General features: G+C 47.9%; 19 protein-coding genes and 1 pseudogene. 3 read left to right on the forward strand and 17 right to left on the reverse strand.

From position 1 onward, the window contains the following. Positions 1 to 278: 278 nt before the first annotated feature. A complete protein-coding gene (locus J4G07_11380) occupies positions 279 to 1,499 on the forward strand; it encodes a 6-phosphofructokinase (GenBank protein ID MCE2414599.1) in 1,221 nt (406 codons plus the stop codon). A 48-nt stretch (positions 1,500 to 1,547) separates the two neighbouring features. On the opposite strand, the gene J4G07_11385 is transcribed toward J4G07_11380, so the two are convergent. The 13 genes and pseudogenes from J4G07_11385 to J4G07_11445 form a co-directional block, all read right to left on the reverse strand. Further along, entirely contained in the window at positions 1,548 to 1,841 is a 294-nt protein-coding gene (locus J4G07_11385) for a hypothetical protein (protein ID MCE2414600.1), read from the reverse strand. Positions 1,842 to 1,880: 39 nt separating this feature from the next. Continuing rightward, positions 1,881 to 2,150, reverse strand: a complete 270-nt coding sequence (locus J4G07_11390) for a DUF3387 domain-containing protein (protein MCE2414601.1) — start codon at positions 2,148 to 2,150, stop codon at positions 1,881 to 1,883. Beyond that, complete coding sequence (locus tag J4G07_11395; GenBank protein ID MCE2414602.1) at positions 2,132 to 2,362, reverse strand: hypothetical protein; 231 nt, start codon at positions 2,360 to 2,362, stop codon at positions 2,132 to 2,134. The genes J4G07_11390 and J4G07_11395 overlap by 19 nt, the downstream gene beginning before the upstream one ends. Then, the gene (locus J4G07_11400) at positions 2,337 to 2,750 is read right to left on the reverse strand and encodes a hypothetical protein (GenBank protein MCE2414603.1); all 414 of its coding nucleotides are present in this window, start codon (positions 2,748 to 2,750) and stop codon (positions 2,337 to 2,339) included. The genes J4G07_11395 and J4G07_11400 overlap by 26 nt, the downstream gene beginning before the upstream one ends. A gap of 117 nt (positions 2,751 to 2,867) precedes the next feature. Next, positions 2,868 to 3,044 (reverse strand): AAA family ATPase, encoded by a 177-nt coding sequence (locus tag J4G07_11405; GenBank protein MCE2414604.1) that lies wholly within the window; start codon positions 3,042 to 3,044, stop codon positions 2,868 to 2,870. Positions 3,045 to 3,161: 117 nt separating this feature from the next. Then, positions 3,162 to 3,569 carry a putative toxin-antitoxin system toxin component, PIN family gene (locus J4G07_11410; protein MCE2414605.1) on the reverse strand — a complete coding sequence of 136 codons (408 nt, stop codon included), beginning with the start codon at positions 3,567 to 3,569 and terminating at the stop codon, positions 3,162 to 3,164. Beyond that, on the reverse strand, positions 3,557 to 4,108 hold the full coding sequence (locus J4G07_11415; GenBank protein ID MCE2414606.1) for a hypothetical protein: 552 nt from the start codon (positions 4,106 to 4,108) through the stop codon (positions 3,557 to 3,559). The genes J4G07_11410 and J4G07_11415 overlap by 13 nt, the downstream gene beginning before the upstream one ends. Before the next feature lie 766 nt (positions 4,109 to 4,874). Continuing rightward, positions 4,875 to 5,420: a 2'-5' RNA ligase family protein gene (locus J4G07_11420; protein ID MCE2414607.1), complete on the reverse strand. Its 546-nt coding sequence runs from the start codon at positions 5,418 to 5,420 to the stop codon at positions 4,875 to 4,877. A gap of 196 nt (positions 5,421 to 5,616) precedes the next feature. Next, complete coding sequence (locus J4G07_11425) at positions 5,617 to 6,417, reverse strand: SDR family oxidoreductase (GenBank protein ID MCE2414608.1); 801 nt, start codon at positions 6,415 to 6,417, stop codon at positions 5,617 to 5,619. 40 nt (positions 6,418 to 6,457) lie between these two features. Then, on the reverse strand, positions 6,458 to 7,258 hold the full coding sequence (locus tag J4G07_11430; protein MCE2414609.1) for an SDR family oxidoreductase: 801 nt from the start codon (positions 7,256 to 7,258) through the stop codon (positions 6,458 to 6,460). Positions 7,259 to 7,365: 107 nt separating this feature from the next. Then, positions 7,366 to 8,139, reverse strand: a complete 774-nt coding sequence (locus J4G07_11435) for a glucose 1-dehydrogenase (GenBank protein MCE2414610.1) — start codon at positions 8,137 to 8,139, stop codon at positions 7,366 to 7,368. 34 nt (positions 8,140 to 8,173) lie between these two features. After that, on the reverse strand, positions 8,174 to 8,500 hold the full coding sequence (locus J4G07_11440; GenBank protein ID MCE2414611.1) for an XRE family transcriptional regulator: 327 nt from the start codon (positions 8,498 to 8,500) through the stop codon (positions 8,174 to 8,176). 51 nt (positions 8,501 to 8,551) lie between these two features. Continuing rightward, a pseudogene (locus tag J4G07_11445) lies at positions 8,552 to 8,764 on the reverse strand (SAM-dependent DNA methyltransferase). Between the two features lie 226 nt (positions 8,765 to 8,990). Between J4G07_11445 and J4G07_11450 the strand changes: the two are divergent. After that, the gene (locus J4G07_11450; GenBank protein MCE2414612.1) at positions 8,991 to 9,935 is read left to right on the forward strand and encodes a transposase; all 945 of its coding nucleotides are present in this window, start codon (positions 8,991 to 8,993) and stop codon (positions 9,933 to 9,935) included. Then, positions 9,932 to 10,105 (forward strand): transposase, encoded by a 174-nt coding sequence (locus tag J4G07_11455; protein MCE2414613.1) that lies wholly within the window; start codon positions 9,932 to 9,934, stop codon positions 10,103 to 10,105. Before J4G07_11450 ends, J4G07_11455 begins: the two co-directional genes overlap by 4 nt. Before the next feature lie 192 nt (positions 10,106 to 10,297). On the opposite strand, the gene J4G07_11460 is transcribed toward J4G07_11455, so the two are convergent. From J4G07_11460 to J4G07_11475, 4 genes are all read right to left on the reverse strand, one after another. Beyond that, positions 10,298 to 14,314 carry a peptidylprolyl isomerase gene (locus J4G07_11460; protein ID MCE2414614.1) on the reverse strand — a complete coding sequence of 1,339 codons (4,017 nt, stop codon included), beginning with the start codon at positions 14,312 to 14,314 and terminating at the stop codon, positions 10,298 to 10,300. 131 nt (positions 14,315 to 14,445) lie between these two features. Then, positions 14,446 to 15,744 (reverse strand): peptidylprolyl isomerase, encoded by a 1,299-nt coding sequence (locus tag J4G07_11465; GenBank protein MCE2414615.1) that lies wholly within the window; start codon positions 15,742 to 15,744, stop codon positions 14,446 to 14,448. A gap of 107 nt (positions 15,745 to 15,851) precedes the next feature. Next, positions 15,852 to 16,994 carry a peptidyl-prolyl cis-trans isomerase gene (locus J4G07_11470; protein MCE2414616.1) on the reverse strand — a complete coding sequence of 381 codons (1,143 nt, stop codon included), beginning with the start codon at positions 16,992 to 16,994 and terminating at the stop codon, positions 15,852 to 15,854. Continuing rightward, entirely contained in the window at positions 16,975 to 17,955 is a 981-nt protein-coding gene (locus tag J4G07_11475) for a peptidyl-prolyl cis-trans isomerase (protein ID MCE2414617.1), read from the reverse strand. The genes J4G07_11470 and J4G07_11475 overlap by 20 nt, the downstream gene beginning before the upstream one ends. Positions 17,956 to 17,991: the final 36 nt, after the last annotated feature.

A 17,991-nucleotide genomic window follows, 5' to 3' on the forward strand; every position in this document is an offset into this window, starting at 1 on the left:
CACTGCGAGGCAATACGCGCATCAGCGTTGATTCCCTACGATGCCATGAGCAGTGTTTTCTTAAATTGACGGCTATGGTGCGGAATGTAATACAAGGAACGGATTTAGTCTATTCGTAGACGAAATCCCCTAACCGCATCGATTCTCAAGGGCACACTTAATTGTGGATTTTACTATATAATTCCCTATAGTTGAGGGAGACGTGACCGAAATACCACTACGCGCAAACAACATCAGACCAAAAAATAAAAAATATATAAACAATGAAGGAGTTCGCTATGGCAAAAAAGATAGGTGTTCTAACAGGTGGAGGCGATACAAGTGCTCTTAACGCCACCCTTAAAGGCATTGCGTTGAAAGCCGAGGAACTCGGTTTTGAACTCATCGGACTCATGGAAGGGTGGCGTGGCGTTTTGGAGGGTGGACGCTACTTTACGCTAACACCTGACTTGATTGATGAAAACCGGGGTGGGACGCTGTTAAAAAGCTCACGCACGAACCTGATTAAAGATGGCAAATTAGATGAAGCCGTCAGTAATCTGAAAAAACTGGACATCAGTGGTCTTATCCCGATCGGTGGCGATGATACTCTGACGGTCGGGACCGCACTGTCGGATCAATTTACGACCACATTCGTCACCAAAACAATTGATAACGATGTGGGTATCAATCCACCTGAAGGGGATGCCGTCGATTACTCGAAGATGGTGAACTATTTCTGTCCCGGTTTCCCTTCATCTGCAAACAGCGTTATCAACTACGTCCAAGATCTGCGGACAACCACCTACTCCCACGATCGTGTGATTGTTGTTGAAGCGATGGGGAGAGATGCAGGTTGGTTGACCTTATCCGCCGCTTATGGACTCGCGGATCTTATCGTTGTTCCAGAAGTGCCGTATCAACCGGAGAGATTGGCGGAAGCGATTCGTGAAAAACACGCAGCACAAGGGAACGTCATCGTTGTCGTGTCGGAAGGGATTCGGAACGATGCTGGGGAATTGATGATTACTTCACAGGCGGAACTCGATGCTTTTGGGCATACCAAACCCGGAGGGTGTTCAGAAATTATCGTTGAGACGATGAAAAAACTGCTTCCCGAAATTTCAAGTTCCGCTTTCCGGGCATTGATACTCGGTTATCTCCAGCGGTGCGGTAGCCCGATACCCCTGGACAGAGACATCGCTATGAAGGCGGGTGCGATGGCGGTGCAGGCACTCTCAGACGGGATGTTCAACGGTGTTGCGACGATTACACGGACAGAGGTCGGCATTGAACCGACCCTATTGCCGTTAGATCAAGTGCTGAAACGGGATGCCTCCGGACATGTTATGCGGAGGAGTCTCGATCTACGGTTCTACGACGCGGAACGGTATCAGATATCTCCAGCGGGGGTAGGATATTTTCGGCCGATGTTCGGCGACTTACCACACCCAGAATTGTCATTAGATGATCGATTGGCACTGGGTGCTCGGTTGATTGAGATTGGGGAGATTGGATAATAACTGGGAAACGTAAATAAAACGTAGGCGCGATTTTAAACCGCGCCTTTAATTTTGCGTGTAAATGCTTTTTCCTTCGCCGTAGTAAGAATCGTAGATGTGCTGATAAACCGCTTCAGACTTCCGACTAAATAGTTCTGGTGTGTAAGGTAGCGGTAGTTCATCATCAAGTATGTTGCTAACAGTCTCTTTGACTTCAGCTTTCGACTGTGTCCGTTTCCGCCAATCCGAGCCCAACTTCTCTTGCTTGAGTGTCTCAAGCAATCTTCTCACAGCCGTTTTCACTTCCTCTTTCTCAGGGACAGTCAGATGCGGTTCGCGTCGTGTCAGAATATCTAACACTGCCAATTCCTCTTCGGAGAGATCTTCGGTAGTAGTGCGCTAATCTTCTTGATGGAGTTCATCAGCGAAGTCAAAAAGCTGCTCGAAGTAATCTTGGACACCAAGGGTGCCTCCGTTGTATTCTGCAATCATCTGCTCAAATTTTTCCTGATAATCCATTCGACTCCTGTTGAGGCGAATCATCGAAGCGAGTTTGGCGTTGATTGCACCTCTGAGTCTTTCTGCCTCAATGCGTTTATGTTCTGTACCGAATTGTTCCCTTAACTGCTCAAAATCAATTTGGCTTAAATCTACCTGTGCAGCTTCCAATGATTCTGCACTTTGTCGAACATCTTGACAGCGGTGGCTTTATCAATTGAGATGACCATGCCTTTCCCTTGATAGCCTCTGCCCATAAAGTGAGCGACTATATCTTTGGCGATGGTCTCTAATCGATCCTCTCGCGTGATGAGATGATATTCTCTGGCAAATTCGTATTCTAGTGCTGTGTCACGCCTAAAATGATGGATGTGGGCAGCCACAAGGGACTGCCCCTACAGGGAAAATCCCTTCAACCCAACTGACAATACTATCCACGTAGCGAAAATCTTCTGATGTATTCTCATGCCAACCCCAAAGTATGTCTGGGACATTCACACCGTAAGGATTGAGTTTTAAGGATTCCTGAATATCTTGTGTAATAGGAGAGAATCTATTAGGATTCGTTCGTATGTGGTCTGGTTGAAAGTCATAAAATTCCCATCCCTGAATAAACTTTGCTAAGGCACTCGTAGTGGGTTTATAGCCATAATCACCAGCCGACCTCAACGCGAGTTTATTGGATTTATATGTCGTTGTATTCTTGTCATCTTCATCCTTAACTTTACCCTCTCCACTTTGAACTGAGATAACCTCGACCTTATGAACCAATAATGCCTCGTCAATAGTAAGTTTTTCATCCTTAGATTTAAATTCTAATTTATATCGAACGGGTTTCTTCTTCACTTTGACGTGTAATTCGCATTTGATGTCATTTGCCCCACCTGCCTAACCCCTATCTTGGATAAAATCAGCCGTTGTGGGAGGTGTTTCAAATCTCAACATACTGTTGAGAAGACGTAGAGATCTCAAGGTGTTGGATTTTCCACTGGCATTGGGACCAACGAGAACCGTCAAAGGCTTCAGTGGAAGCGTAACGTTCCGCAAGCTTAGGTAATTTTCGATATGAACTCTAAAAACGCTTTCTGTTCGGACATGGGCTTCGCCTTTATATCGGGATTCAACCTTCGGGGCATCTCAGTTTTCAAGGTTCAAGAGGGCCTGCGTAAACTCATCGATGCCTCATGAAAACTGTAGGAGAAAGTCTCTTGCTGTGACGATCTGTATGTTCCGATAGTTTCCAAGTGGTAACAGGTGCCGGCGATCTCCAGTAACAATATGAGTGGTCGCACCGACAACAGCACATTCAATAATTTCGTCGTCGTCCGGATCAACGGTAGCACCTTTGAGCGCGTTGGTAATCTTGACGAGCCTCAGGAAACCGCGGAGATCTTCAAGCGTATCCACCGTTTCGGCAGGCGAAAAATTAAGTTTTGTTGGGAGTTTATCTTCCAATTCTCCCAGTATTTCTGTGCAGGTTAATCCTTCAACGTTTCCTTGGCGTGCTAATTCAAGGCATCGTCCCGGGGTTCCTCCCCAACCAATACTGGACAACAAAATATTTGTATCGTAAACAACTACCGGGAGCATTCACGATCCTCGTGGATGAGATCGTCGACAAATTCCTCGCGATCGGTTTCAAGCATTGCGTCCCAATCTAAACCTCGTGCGGCGCATAATTTCCGAAATTGGGCTTCTGCATAGTCCATACGTGCCGCCCGATCAGGATCTTCAATTCCCAGATGCGCTCTCCACAACCGCGACTCAAGTTCCTGAACCCCCGGCGCGAAAAATACTTTGCCAGCAAAACCGGGGTCGGCAACAATCCGTTTAATCTGATCGATGAGTCCCCCTAATTCCTGTAGGTGTTGACGCGTTAACATTGAACTATCGCTATCGAGAAAGAAAATAACGTAGTCATCCTGCTTCAGGTAATCCCGAACTGCTTTTTGAAGTTTGCCATTCAAAGCTGCCTTACCCTTCCTATTGGGCATTAAGAATCCTTTGCTACCCACTGTTTGGACCGACAGATCATTGAATTTCAAGTTTGTCGCCAAACTATCTACCAAAGATTTGAGGGCTTCCGCATCATAATCGGATTCCACAGTCCATATTCTCACGCGTGCCATGCCGGTTCCTCCATTAAGTCTTATCGTATGAAAAACGGCACTATCAACTCCAAAGTCTATAATCCAACCGTCCCCTCACAAAATTTTTCAATTACGATTTCAATACCGACCCGTGTGCCTTTAATCCGAATCGTTTTTGGGTTGACAAACTCAAAGACACTCGCAAGTTCCATGATAGTCTCCCTCCTAAATAAGTCAGGACTTACGCAATGCACAGTCTTTTCGTCTACAAACCGCTACTTTTTGGTAAAATGCTTGTATCTACAAGAGACCTGTGCTCGTAGTGAGGCGATATATCGCCTCTCTGCGTAAGTCCTATAAGTTTTTCAGCTTTATTATAGTAACCCAAGTTGCTACGTACAAGATTTTAGATGTGCAGCCCCGTTTTTCGTTGAAAATGGTTCATGATTCGCAGGAGTTTCGTAGCGTATCCTGTTGGGTTAGGGACGCGCAGGCACAGACTAACAGTCTATGCTACAACAACTACAATCTAATAGATACTTATACAAAGAGGCAATTTAGGTTATTATATCATATCCTCCAGATGTTTACCAAATTTTATACAATGTCTTATCCTACACAGATACCGCTCCTATGGGGTTGAAGGGGGATTGCGGGATAAATTGGTTTCTGATGTGGACAAGCCTGTAATCCTGATTCAGACGAATCGGTTTCCATCAGCAGTCAGTAGTCGGGAATCGGAGTTCCCTCCTGCCGGCGGGTGCCACAGAGGAAAGACTTTACAACGTTGTAGAACGCTATTTTCTCATCCGCTCGACGCGAAGGGAAATTCTTTCGCAACCACGAACCTGTCGTCGGTTTCAGAGGAGCGGTAGATGAGACAGAGGGTGGCAATCTCACATCGGACTGGCTGCCATTCGGTTTGGAGTCGCTCCTGTTCGGTGCGAAGGGATCGATGAGAAAATTGTCCAACGGAGAGGTGTGGATGAAATCCACCCGCAAATCGCGCTGTATCGTCATAGTCGGGAAGGTGGTGCTGGAGTATGGTGTGTAACTGCACGATTTCGTCTGTAGGTTCGGGGACCAAGAACATGGTAGCCGATTTACGATGTTTGAAAGCATCGAAGCGTGTGAACGCAATGGAGAACGGGGATACCTGTCGCGCGGCTTTTGTGAGTATACGGATAGCCGACTCGAAATCGTGGCGTTCCGCGAAGGGATAGAGCAGCGTTATATGTGGCATCCATCGCACGAAGTTACGGTCATGAATTCGCCGAATGGCTTGGATGGGTGATTGCACAGATTCAGGCGGGATGAGGACAACAGCAGTGGTGTGAGTCTTGTTATGCATATTTTACTTTTGTTCATCTGAGTATCACTCCATTACATACGCTGTGGTTTTTGGATACTCTGAGCCTCTTCCTTAAGATCAAGACGCAAGCCTGCAACAACGGCGCAGGGCTTTTGCTGGGGTGTTTCTTCAACTCTACGGAACGGAACATGAATATCCTAACTTGCCTGACCGAACCGCAAGGAATAATCAAAAATTAGTGACTAACGGACATCCCCCAGCGTCCGCCATCTACGTGTATCGTTTGTCCTGTGATGTAAGATGCATCGTCGCTCAGGAGGAAGGCGATAGCGGACGCGATCTCTTCCGGCGCGGCAAGCCGTTTCATGATACACGAAGAAATCGTTAATTCCGCTAATGCCTTTTTCTCAGCTGCCGGATCCGCGGCACTACCAAAGTGCATCTCCGTCACGATCCAGCCCGGGGCGACGGCGTTAACGCGAATACCGTATTCGATAAATTCGTATGCCATTGTTTTCGTGACAGAGACCAGTGCCGCTTTAATGGCATCGTAGACCCACTGTCCGGGTCTGCCAAGAAATCCGCCCTCTGATGAGAGGTTGACGATAGCACCCCCCTCGTTCTTCAACAACGGCAGTAACAACTGCGTAGTCAATACCCATCCTCGAAGACCGGTTGCGGTTTCGAGGTCCCAATTCGGTAACCACTCCCCATTTTCAATTTTACCCGTCCTCAAGATAGCAGCATTATTGACGAGGATGTGAAGCGTAGAAAACTTTTCGGTGACGGCGTGCACAGCAGCGCGGACACTTTCGTCATCGGCAAGATCAATGCCTATGTAGAGTGCCTTTCCGCCCGTTTCTTGGATTTCTGCGACTGCCTGCTGCGCCATTTCGGCATTGTTATCGGCGATGATGACGTGTGCACCTTCGGATGCGAGGCGATTCGCCGTTGCTCTACCGATACCGGAGGCACCACCTGTGATGAGAGCAACCTTATCTGTAAAACGGATTGTTCCTAACGAATTGGTTTGCATCTGTTGCTAAGCCTTTTGATGTATGGATTCGCGTTGAAGTTCATAGACCGACAGACATTCCCCAACGTCCGCCATCTACATGTATGGTTTGCCCTGTGATGTAGGAGGCATCATCGCTAAGGAGAAAAGCGATTGATGATGCGATCTCTTCCGGTCCACAGCGGCGTTTCATAATGCAAGAATTGATCGCGGTCTCCTCCAATTCCTTCTTGCGTGCGGCAGGATCCGGTGCTCTCCCGAAGTGCATCTCTGTGACAACCCAGCCAGGGGCAACGGCGTTAACGCGAATACCGTATTCCACGAATTCGTATGCCATTGTTTTTGTGAGGGAGACCAACGCGGATTTAATCGCATCGTAGACCCATCCGCCGGGTCTGCCGAGATAACCACCCTCTGAGGAGAGATTGACGATCGCAGCCCCTTCCTGTTTCAAAAGCGGTAACAGGTGCTGCGTGATGACGACCCAGCCTCGGAGCCCGATTGCGGTTTCGGGTTGCCAATTTGGAAGCCATCCCCCGTCTTCAATTTTACCACCTCTCGCAATAGCGGCGTTATTGACGAGGATATGAAGCGCGGAAAACTTTTCAGCGACTTCATTTGCAGCCGCTTGGACACTTTCGTCATCTGCGAGATCGACTTCTATAAAAAGTGCCTTTCCGCCTGCTTCTTGGATTTCTGCGACTGCCTGCTGCGCCATTTCGGTGTTTTTATCGGCGATGATGACATGCGCGCCTTCAGCGGAGAGACGGTTCGCCGTTGCTCTACCGATGCCGGAGGCACCGCCGGTTATCAACGCGACTTTATCTGTGAAACGGATTGTTCCCCATTGGTTTGTTTGCATGATGTTGTGAGTCCTTTTGTTGAGCCGTCAGCAATCGGTTTCCATCGGCAGTCAGCGATCAGGGGTGGTTCCGGTGCGGTTAGGCGAAAGACCCTACTGGGTTTGGGTTACACACCTGCAGCGAATCCACCATCAACGAGCAGAGAAGCACCCGTGACCCACTCAGCATCGTCGGAAGCGAGAAAGATTACAGCACGCCCGATGTCTCTTGGTAGACCGAAACGCGGCATAGCGGTTTTCTCTAATGCTTCGTCAATCTGCTCCGGGGTGAGGTAGTCCTGAATTGCCGTCTCGATATAGCCCGGACAGATGGCGTTGACGGTTATGCCGAACTGTCCGATTTCTAATGCTATATCTCGGACCATGTTGACGATAGCGGCTTTCGCGGGAGCATACGCGGGTCCTGCTCCGCCGCCATACGCATGGACGGAGGCGATCTGGATAATCCTTCCAAATTTCGATTGTTTCAGGTGTGGAATGGCGAGTTTTGTAGCAACAAAGACGCCGCGGAGATTAACCCCAACGACCCTGTCCCACTCAGCGATTGAGAGTTCCTGCGCGCCGCCGGGGATATGGATACCGGCGTTATTGACGAGAACGTCGAGTCCACCAAAATGCTCAACGGTTCGCTGAATTACGCGTGCAACCTGCGATTCATCGGCGACATCGGCTTCGAGGAAGAGTCCCTCTGCTCCGAGTTTTTCGATTTCTACGACGGTCGGGGTTGTGGTATCGGTTTCGTGGTATTTGCCACGGAGAGGTGTCTCCTGTTTATCAATGACAGTAACCCGCGCCCCCTCACGCGCACATTCGAGTGCGATGCCGCGCCCGATGCCTGAACTCCCACCGGTTATGATAGCGATTCGATCCTTGAGTAGCATTTGGGTCTTTCTCTTTGAAAGTAAAGGGACATCATTAGGTCACAAAAACCCGCTGGTGCCTTATTGTTCCATCCGAAGGCGTAATATGAATTTCAACGTTACGATTTAGTTTCTTCAGGATCATTAGCAATCGCTCCAGAGCGAAATCTGTATCCATCTTCTTCAGGCGAGACACATCACTCCGATTGAGTCCAAAGCGTGCTTCCGCTTTCGCAGGAGTCAGTTTTAGTTCCTCAAGAAGACGGTGGATTGCAAAGGCGAGGTCTACTCTTAGCTGATGGTACTCCGCTTCTTCCTCCGAGAAACCGATGTCTAAAAACACGTTACCAGAACTTTCCTCAATTTTGACTTCTTCACTCATTTTTTTTCTCCATCGTTTCGTCGCTTGGTCCAAGACCCTACCCCTTTGGTATTATACCTTATCTTCCAAAATCTTTACAACGTTTTCGGCAATGCGTTCCTCTAATTGATGTGCCTCGGCATTTAGGATTTCCAATTTCTCGTTGAGTTCACCAAATCGCTCTGCGAAGTCAAAATCATCAGAGGTTTGTTCGGCGACCCCAACATACCGCACAAGGTTGAGACTCCATCCTTGTGCTTCGATTTCCGCAAGAGTCGCCACCTTTAACGATCTTCCGTCAAATCCCCATGCTTTAGCTTGTAGGATGTAGACGGCGTATGGGTTTATCATGGAAAAAAGGTTTGATATTGCCCGAAAAATGTGGTATAATGAGAGTATCAAGTTGGCAGACATGTTTAGCGTAACCGCCCCCTTCCAGTAACGGGTGGGGACCCCGGTTGCGTGTCTGCCTCCCACTAAACAGCGGATAACTGCCTGATACCTGATTCCTATGAAGACAGAAAAATACGAGTTTTATCACCAGTCGAATATTATGCAGATTGGCAATCTGATAGACGATCTGCATAGCGTGCATGTCCATCTCTTATTGTTGCAGAGACGCTATTATCGGATTTATGGTAAGTATGCCTCCCTCTCTCGTATTCTGAAACACATAACGAAGTTGAAACGAACAAGCAAACCGCATTGGAATCACCTCCCGTCGCAAATGATCCAAGACGTTGCGATCCGCATTGATCTGGGTTACCAAGCTTTTTTTGACAACATAGAAGATAGGAAGTTAGGCAAAACGAACCGCAAAGTCGGCAAACCGAAAATCAAGCCGAATCATAAGTATAAGTCAATCACCTTCACACAAGCAGGTTTCAAAATAGAAGGCAATCGATTGAGAATCAATTGTCTGAAAAAGTCCTTCACGTTTTGGAAACACCGTGAGTGGACTGGAAACCCGATAAAGAAAATAACACTCAAACGCGATAATGTAGGCGACTACTATTTGTATCTTATCTGTGAGGATTGCGAACCTTCGGAGAAACTCCCATTGACCGGTAGTGAGGCAGGGGCAGACTTCGGAAGTAAAACATTCCTGACACTTTCAGACGGCATAAAGATAGCGTCGCCAGAGTTCTATAAGCAAAGTCTCAACGCAATCCGTTCGGCAAACAAGGCACTCTCTCGTAAGCAATATCTTTCGAGTGGCTGGTTTGGTGCGAAACGTCATCTCGCCCGTGTTCATAAGGATATAGCCAATCGTAGACGGGATTGGTTCTTCAAGTTGGCACTCCGACTTGTGCGTAAATACGATAAGATTGCCATAGAAACGCTGAACCTCGAGGGTATGAAACGCCTCTGGGGACGCAAAATCTCTGACCTTGCCTTCGGTGAATTCGTCTTGATACTTCGGTGGACGTGTGCCAAATACGGCAAACATTGTTGAAATCAGGTCGCTGGACCCCTACGACAAAGCCCTGTTCGGAGTGTGGACACCTCAACGAAAATCTAATGCTTTCAGATAGACAGTGGACATGTCCTGAATGTGGTTCATACCACGACAGAGACGTAAACGCTGCGATAAACATTTTGCAGGCTGGGGTACCCTGGACCTAAACCAGATAAAGCCGCTCTGATTCGGAATAAGGGTTTCCTGCGGGTGGAGCGACAGTAAGACGGTGGACTCTCTGAGAAAACCGCAGTTGCTATGAAACCGAAGCCCCAACCTTTAGGTTGTGGGTGGTATCACAAATCAAGGGTAGCTGCTGAAGGGAAACATTCTTGCCGATAGCTGACTGCCGAAAGCCATTAGAAATAAGATCTGCCGAGTGAGCTTCCAGAACCGAATGCGTTGTAAGGCACGCCAGCCGGTATGGTTCGGAGTCCCCACGTTTCAGTCGTGGCATCGTAACCGATACCCATCGAAACGGCAGGCTCCTGAATCAGATTCACCTGGAACGTGAAGTCCTGACGGACGCTGTTGTAGGGGGAGTCTTCGCGCTTAATTCCGACACGGTTCCAAGAGATGCGCAGGTTCCAATCGTGGAGATTGCGTGTCATACTAATGCGTTGAGAATAGAATTGTCCTTCAATGGGATAATAGATAAGGCTCATGTCAAATGAGAGGTCTTGGCTAACACGGTAGCGTCCAGTAGCAGTAATAGATCGAGATGCCCGTCGGGACGTATGCCGTTTGCTGAAAGAGTTTCCGATACTGACGTTCCAAGACGGTCGGGTGTAGCGGATATTCGTCCGGAACCCTACCATCTTAAACTGTTTCCCATCGTCGGGATGTGGGTTGGGGTCGTGTGTGAATCGGACGGTCATATTTAGGTTTCGACTCGGAAGCGGGACGAATGTGAAATCACTCTCAATGGGTTCATATTTCCGCCTATACAACGGCTCGAAGTCAGTGAAATCGGCGGTGAGTCGGGTATCAAAATAAAAGATACGGTGTGCCGACTGGCTCCGTCGGGTCTTGATTTCAAAGTTTGTATTGAAGTTATAGGTGAGCCTCTTCCGTTCATAGAAGTAGGTGCTCGGACCGAAAGGATAGAGGCTATCATCTTCGTCAACAGCGGGCTGATAATTGAATCGGAGTGAGGATTGGATTTCGTGTCTCAACTTTCGGAGTCCAGGGATATAACCGACGTTAAAAACCCGGAAAAGTGTGTTTGTAGCGGATCCATTGAAGCTGTAAACGCCTTTTACGATGTTCCTATTTTTGTCTTGGTCTTGGTCGTGCCATATCATATTTGTGTTGAGATCAAGGCTCATTTGGAGTTCCCGCAAGGGTGTAATCAGGAGCGTTGACTGCTTACGAACATCGAATCCGAGGTCCAGCGTCTGTAGGTATACATCTCTCTCCTCTACTTTACCCTTATAGACTTCTCTAAAGAAATTTCCCAATTCAAGATCCAAGTCGAAACTTGTGCTTTCAAGGGTTGGAACGGTGAAAAGTGAGAGAAAAGGTTGCTCAGTTTTGAAATTTTCAGCAACCTCTTCCAGACGATCGTTGAGGCTGCCAAGCAGCGGGAGTGCACTTACTCGCATCCGTGAGAAATTTAAGGTGAATTGTGGCAGTTTCTGAAGCGAGGTAGTGCCTTCATCCGTGAAATCGTGAACGTGTCGGACTTCGAGCCTACCGGTAATATCTCCGATTGTTTCCCGCGAAAACGTGAGATTGTCATTCTCGTCGCGATCGGAGTCAGAGACGGTAGACAAACCGGATCCATAGGTGAGTATTGCGAAAGTGTTCAGCCTGGATTCTCCGGGGAGTTGCAGTTCTTCCTTGAAATTACGGGCTTGCAACTCTGTTCTACCGGTAAAATTGATGGGGCGTCTACCTTCTTCACGGCTATCCCACGGCGTATAGAAAGATTGTGTATGTCCCCATCGCATAATCCACCGTCTACCGATACGTGTTGCGTTCTGCCGCTCGTAGGAATATCGGTCCGCACCGTAGAAGTAAATATCGCCGCGATAGGTTCTCTTTTTATCGACTTTGATGAGTCGAATGGACTTTTTGGTTTGAATGGGACGACTGCTAAATTCACCGGCATATAGCCTTTGTGCATCTGAGGCGACGGCACTCGGATCCTCCCAACGTCCTCGAAAACCGTTTTTCCGATACACTTTCAGTTCATCCTCTTCTTCCGCATCTTCTTCAGTGTTGGGGTCATCGGAAACTGCGTCGTCATCGGACGGCTCGGAAGTCGTCTCGCCTTCCACTTCACCCTCTGACGCGTCCTGTTCTACGCTCTGATTTTCATCAGTATCGTCCACCTCGTCCTGTTCTACGATTTGATTTTCATCAGTATCAGGAGGAGAGTCGTCAGGCTTCAGGCTTTGGCTTTCAGTTCCGTTTTCTGTGTCTGTCCTGTTTTCTATTCTTGTTCCAGCGGTGTCAGATTCGTCGCTGACTGCTTCTTCACTCGCGTCTTCCGATTCACCAGCTTCCTCTATATCTTCCGATTCACCATCTCCCGCGGGTTCTTCAGGTTTAGGGTTCATCACCTCTTCGTAGAAAGTATCCCATTCCGCTTCAAACTGTTCAGCAAGTTCCTCGAAAGTCGGGGTCTCCTCTTTTTCAATCAATTGGAAAATGTAAAGACCTTCGGGCATGGTGATAGGTCTCCGTTCAATAACATCTCCGGGATTCTCTAATCGCCTAACCGCGGAACGCCACGAGGATTCCATCTCATTTAAGAGCAAGCCGTTACCTTCATTCGGTTCGGATAAGGTCGGTTCGGCGATGTCTGCGAATTGCTCAGGGACGTGTATAAGTTGTTCAAATGGCTCACCTTCGTGGGCACGTTTGAGCATGTCATCTGCCAATTCGCGCAGGACGAATTCCGTGTCTTCACTGGCGGTAATAGCGATGTCAATGCGGCGGAGTTTAATTTCGCGTTCGCCATAGACATCAAGCACCCGTTCTGCTTTCAGAATATGGAAGGCAGATTCAGTTTGGACAATGGGACTAATTTCGCCCTCTTGTAGTGCGAACAGGGCTTCCTCTAAAACCGGATCGAGTTTCGGTTTGCCCTCCTCATCAACTTCACCGGGGACGAGAAATCCCATGTCGCCGCCATCGTAACGGGTGTCAAAATGGTCAGAATTGCTTTGTGCGATCTGTGCGAAATCCGCACCTTCTTCTTGGAGCTGCCCGAGGACATCTTCTGCCTTATCTTTCGCACGTTGGACATCATCTTCGGTGATTTTATATTCAATGAAAATCTGGCGTAGCCAATAGCGGTCGTATTCACCATCAAGCCTGTCCTGCAATTCATCCGCTTTATCTTTTAATTTCGTGCGTTGGTTCGGTGTTACATCGGGCGGAATCGGGATATAGATTTCTTGAAACTGGGTATCATTGAATCGGTATTTACCTTCAAACCCGAATCCCTGCCCTCGCTTTGAACTTCTGTCATAGAGCAGTGCCCCATCGTAACGGCGGTTGCGTGCTACAGGTAAGATGATACTGATGTTGGGACCTTGATAACTATCCGTCCCAATTTTAACGATAATCTTCGCAATCTTACCTTTCCGTATGTCCCGCCGAATGACAGGAAAATAGAAGAGCGGAAACCCACCGATACGTAAGACGATATTTTTGGCGATCATCTCCTGATTCATTCGGACAATGACTTCGGACACACTAAAATAGTAGTGTGGATATTTCAGTGAGCAGGTCGTCAGGGATGCACCGCGAATATAGGAGCGATCTTCCTGTATTTTAAAGATTTCACTGCCGCCGAAGTACCATGGGTCGCTGAAGGTAAACCCGTTCCGAGCAATCCCTTTTTTGGTTTCGAGGTTGAACACGAGTTCATCGGAGTAAGTCTCTTCGTCCCCCATTATGAGGTGGACGTTCCCGGAGGCGCGCATGAGGTTTTCGTCGAAATCTGCCCAGATATGGTCTGCCCGGAGAATGACATCCTCGAATTTGATAAGTGCATTCCCATGAATTTGGACGAAATTATCAACCATAGCCATATCGTCGCCATCGCCGATGACCATGCCCTCTTCAGGGACATCAGTTTCCGGGTTCAATCGCTCCGAGGCGGCATCCTCCTCCTGCGTCTGATCCGTAGTAGATTCAGGGGCCTCCGTTTCAGACGCAGGGGGTTCAACGGGTTGTGCCTCTTGCGCAAGAATGGACTGGAGGGGGTAAAGGAGACAGGCAATGACGAGTAAGGTCAGTGCTATACGCTCAATTCTGGGTATTGAGATGCGGAAGGCGTGATGTTGGTTTTTAATTTTACCTTGCGGTTCGGTGAGTTGGGTTTCAGGTTTGAAGTGCCTTTTCGTTGAACCGTCCTCCATTCCATTACAGACTACAAGTTTGGTATTATCTTTAATTTTACCACTGAACGGCGTAGCCTGCAACAACGGCGCAGGCGGATTTAAGGAATACACTTAAAACCGGATGTTCAGTGTTTCTCCGCAAGGTATAATTAAAAATCAATTTTAATGTAAGCGTTTTCAAGGAGTTTGTTGGTGTATGCGTCCCATTCCTCTTGGAACCGCTGCTGGCGGAGTATTGAAGTAATCTGTTGTTTCTCTGTTTCGCTGAGGTTTGGACTATTCCGTTCATCGACTTTAAATATGTGAAGACCGGATTCAGTTTCGTGCGGTTGGCTGTGAGTGCCGGATTCAAGGGCTTCAATGATTGCACGAGTTTTAGGATTCAGTTCGGTCAAGGAGCGGACCCCGAGATCACCGCCGTTCTCTCGCGTCTCAGTATCGTCGGAATGTGCCGATGCGAGTGCATTAAAATCTTCGCCGTTCTCCAGTTTTTTGAAAATTTCAACAATACGCTCGCGTGCTTCTTGTATAGCTTTTTCACTCGGTGTAAGGGGAACGATGAGATACCGAAATGCGATCATCTTATCGGTTTTCATTTCGACAGTGAAAACGTAGAGTCCCTCGTTTCCTTCAACCGGCTCGCTAAATTTGCCAGCCTCCAAGTTTGTGAGCACATCTTGGAATACCTGTGGGAACCTTTTGAGCTCCTCTGTAGTAGCCTCTATGAGAATTCCTGCCTGTGAACTTGGATTTTCCTTAGAGGTATATCGTTGTGCCTCCTCCTCAAACTTCGCACCACCCGTTGTGATTTCATCGATCGATTTTTTTATGGTTTCAAGTGCGGTGTCCCGATCGGCTTGATTCGGTTTAAAGGCAACAAAAATGTGCCGCAAATGCACCTTATCTGTTTTAGTGGGGAGTTGGTCCCGATTTTCCTCAAAAAATTGTTGGATCTCGCTCTCGCGTACTTGCAATCGAGGGACAATTCTTCCCATCACAAGCTTCTCTGCTTTGAGATTTCGCTCCGACTGTTCTCGAAACGCTACGAGTGTCATACCCTCTCTGTTTAATTGATTTTTAAATTCTTCGTCTGTCTCAATTTTATATCGCTTCTTAAAGTCTTGAATGTACTGCTCAATTTCCACATCGCTGACGGTAACCTTCAGCGTTAATGCGGCTTCCAAAAGGAGCATTTGCCTGATAAGTCGGTCAAGTAATTCCGATCGTTGTCGTTCAGCCTCATTGAGTGCTTCCCGTTCGCTGAAGCGATAAACCTGTTGGAGTTCCATAGCACGCTGATTCACCAAGACATCGAGTTCCCGCTTAGTCACAACATCGTCATTAACGTAAGCGACGATTTTGTCAAAGGTGCGGGCGACACCACTCCCTACACCACTGCTAATGAGTAGTAAGATGAACATGAGATACGCAGATACTTTATAAACCATTATGGATGCCTCTATTATCGGTCTTCGATTGGAGGAGTGAATGTGGCTGGAAGGTTGGAAGGTTGGGGGCACCCATCCTTCCATTCTTCCTATCTTCCAGCTGAGCGTTATTCTTCAGGTTCCGCCTCTACGGGAGGTGTTTCGGATTGCGCTTCCTCCGATACCTCTTCGGCTTCTTCAGATTCCGCCTCTGGGATGCGATCTATATACGTTTTGACCTCGGCGCGTTCTCGAAGTTCGATGACCCAGTTGTCCATGAGTTCCTGTCGTTTCTCGCGTTCCGCTTTCCGGATAACACTCTTACGAACGTCTTCCTCCTCAAACGGTTTTTGGTATTCATCGCGAGCTTCATCTTTTCGGAATATCATGTAGTATTTCTGTCCCTGAACGTCGACTTCAATAACACCATCGTGCATCTGACCGATCTCCGCAGCAAACGCCGCATCTAAGAAAGGTTCAGTTCCCGCAGGAAAGGAACTCCGACTAATATAGTCCGTGTCACCCGGAGATGTTGGATTCGCACCGGGACCGACGAGTTCTCCGCGGTCGGAGAGTTCCTGAGCGACTTCAAGGATGTCTTTGCCTTCCTTGATTTGCGCGTATACTTCATCACTCCGCTCTTTATTCAGGAGCGTGATGCACGAGAGCCTGACCTGTTCAGGACGAACGTACTCGGCTTTGTTCGCTTCGTAGTGCTGAGCGTAGTCGTCTTCGGTCAAAGTGAGCTTGCCGTCTACCTCTTGTGCGGTAATTTTCTTGACCATCAACTCGTGAAGATAATCCTGAACCTTCTTGAGAATTTCTGGGTCTTCATTGAGTTTTTCGTCTCGAGCGAGATTGAGAATGAGTCGACTCTCCGCCATGAGGAGCATATAAGTTTCCAGCCCCTCTTTATCCTGATATTGACGCTGCTTGTATTCGGGGAGTTCACTAATCTCCTGCATCATCTCTTCGAGGGTGATGCGTTGTTTACCGTTCCATTCAAATTCAGCGATGACCGTTCCATCCGCACCGATCGCCTTGTCGCCGCAGCTATAGAAGACAGGATGCGTGACAAGGATCCCGATGAGAAGTAAGGGGGTAATTCGCGACGAAAAAATTCTGCCCATGGAGCGGGCAACTATTCTGAGCATTTCTCTAACTCCTTTTTTCATAGCCGTCGGCGATTGGCTATCAGCCATCAGTAAGAAACAAACGCTTTTCTGATTGCTGATGGTTGACGGCTGACGGCTATTCTTCTGACGACTCATCTGATTCCTCGGTTTCCGCTTCTTCTACTTTCGGCGGTTCCGGAATATTTTCAGGATAGGTTTTTAACTTGCCTTTTTCAGTAATTTCGGAGACCCATTCATTGATACGCGCGCGTTTCTTTTCGCGCTCAACCGTTCTACGGACATCGTCCTTGACCTCGTCGAATTCCTGCTGGCGGTCTGGATGATGCTCTTCTTTACGGAAGATGAGATAGAAGGTATCTTCATTGACATCTACCTCAAAAAGGGTATCCGTCGTTTCGCCGATTTCTTGCGCAAAAACAGCGTCGATGAACTCCGCCCAACGCGGTGATGCGGATTTGGTAAACATGTTGGTGTTCCCTGGGTCGTCTTGATTGGTGCCAGGTCCGTTGGCGAGTTTACCGGCTTCGGTGAGTTCCTTTGCCATCTCAGCGATGTCTTTGCCTGCTTTGATAGCATCAAGGGTCTCGTTGCCAAGATCTTCATCGTCAACCGTAATACAGGTTGCGCGAACCTTGGCTTCCTCAATGTACTCACTCAAATTCGCTTGATAATGTGCCATGAGATCTTCATCGGTAATGACGATCTTAGCATCCACTTCAGCTTCGGTCAATTTTTCAACCATCAACTGATGCGTATAGTCTTCAAGCTTTTTGACGTGTTCGGCAAGCGAATCAAATCCGTCGTCGGCAGCGCGAAGAATCTGGAGTCGTTCATCTATCAATTCCTCAAGATACTCGGCTTTGTCTTCCCGAGTATCATAGTTCTGTTGACGATAAACGGGCAATTCTGCGATGGCAGCGTTCAAATCAGCCAATGAGATTTGATAAGGTTTGCCATTCCATTTGTACTCTGCCAAAATTACCTTGCTTTCGTCCATAGCAGACATGGGTTGTTCATGACTATCGGATTGAACAAATCTCCATGTCAGTAGACAGGTCAGGGTAACAATTACAAAGATAGCAATCGTTTTTTTCATATTTTTAATGTTCCTTGCGGTATAGTGGCTATCAGC

Source organism: Candidatus Poribacteria bacterium (assembly GCA_021295715.1).
GTDB lineage: Bacteria > Poribacteria > WGA-4E > WGA-4E > WGA-3G > WGA-3G.

Coding starts and splice junctions, on each gene's coding strand:
- J4G07_11380 (MCE2414599.1), top strand. CDS start 279: ATGGCAAAAAAGATAGGTGTTCTAACAGGTGGAGGCGATACAAGTGCT.
- J4G07_11410 (MCE2414605.1), bottom strand. CDS start 3,569: ATGCTCCCGGTAGTTGTTTACGATACAAATATTTTGTTGTCCAGTATT.
- J4G07_11415 (MCE2414606.1), bottom strand. CDS start 4,108: ATGGCACGCGTGAGAATATGGACTGTGGAATCCGATTATGATGCGGAA.
- J4G07_11420 (MCE2414607.1), bottom strand. CDS start 5,420: ATGCATAACAAGACTCACACCACTGCTGTTGTCCTCATCCCGCCTGAA.
- J4G07_11425 (MCE2414608.1), bottom strand. CDS start 6,417: ATGCAAACCAATTCGTTAGGAACAATCCGTTTTACAGATAAGGTTGCT.
- J4G07_11430 (MCE2414609.1), bottom strand. CDS start 7,258: ATGCAAACAAACCAATGGGGAACAATCCGTTTCACAGATAAAGTCGCG.
- J4G07_11435 (MCE2414610.1), bottom strand. CDS start 8,139: ATGCTACTCAAGGATCGAATCGCTATCATAACCGGTGGGAGTTCAGGC.
- J4G07_11440 (MCE2414611.1), bottom strand. CDS start 8,500: ATGAGTGAAGAAGTCAAAATTGAGGAAAGTTCTGGTAACGTGTTTTTA.
- J4G07_11450 (MCE2414612.1), top strand. CDS start 8,991: ATGAAGACAGAAAAATACGAGTTTTATCACCAGTCGAATATTATGCAG.
- J4G07_11460 (MCE2414614.1), bottom strand. CDS start 14,314: ATGGAGGACGGTTCAACGAAAAGGCACTTCAAACCTGAAACCCAACTC.
- J4G07_11465 (MCE2414615.1), bottom strand. CDS start 15,744: ATGGTTTATAAAGTATCTGCGTATCTCATGTTCATCTTACTACTCATT.
- J4G07_11470 (MCE2414616.1), bottom strand. CDS start 16,994: ATGAGTCGTCAGAAGAATAGCCGTCAGCCGTCAACCATCAGCAATCAG.
- J4G07_11475 (MCE2414617.1), bottom strand. CDS start 17,955: ATGAAAAAAACGATTGCTATCTTTGTAATTGTTACCCTGACCTGTCTA.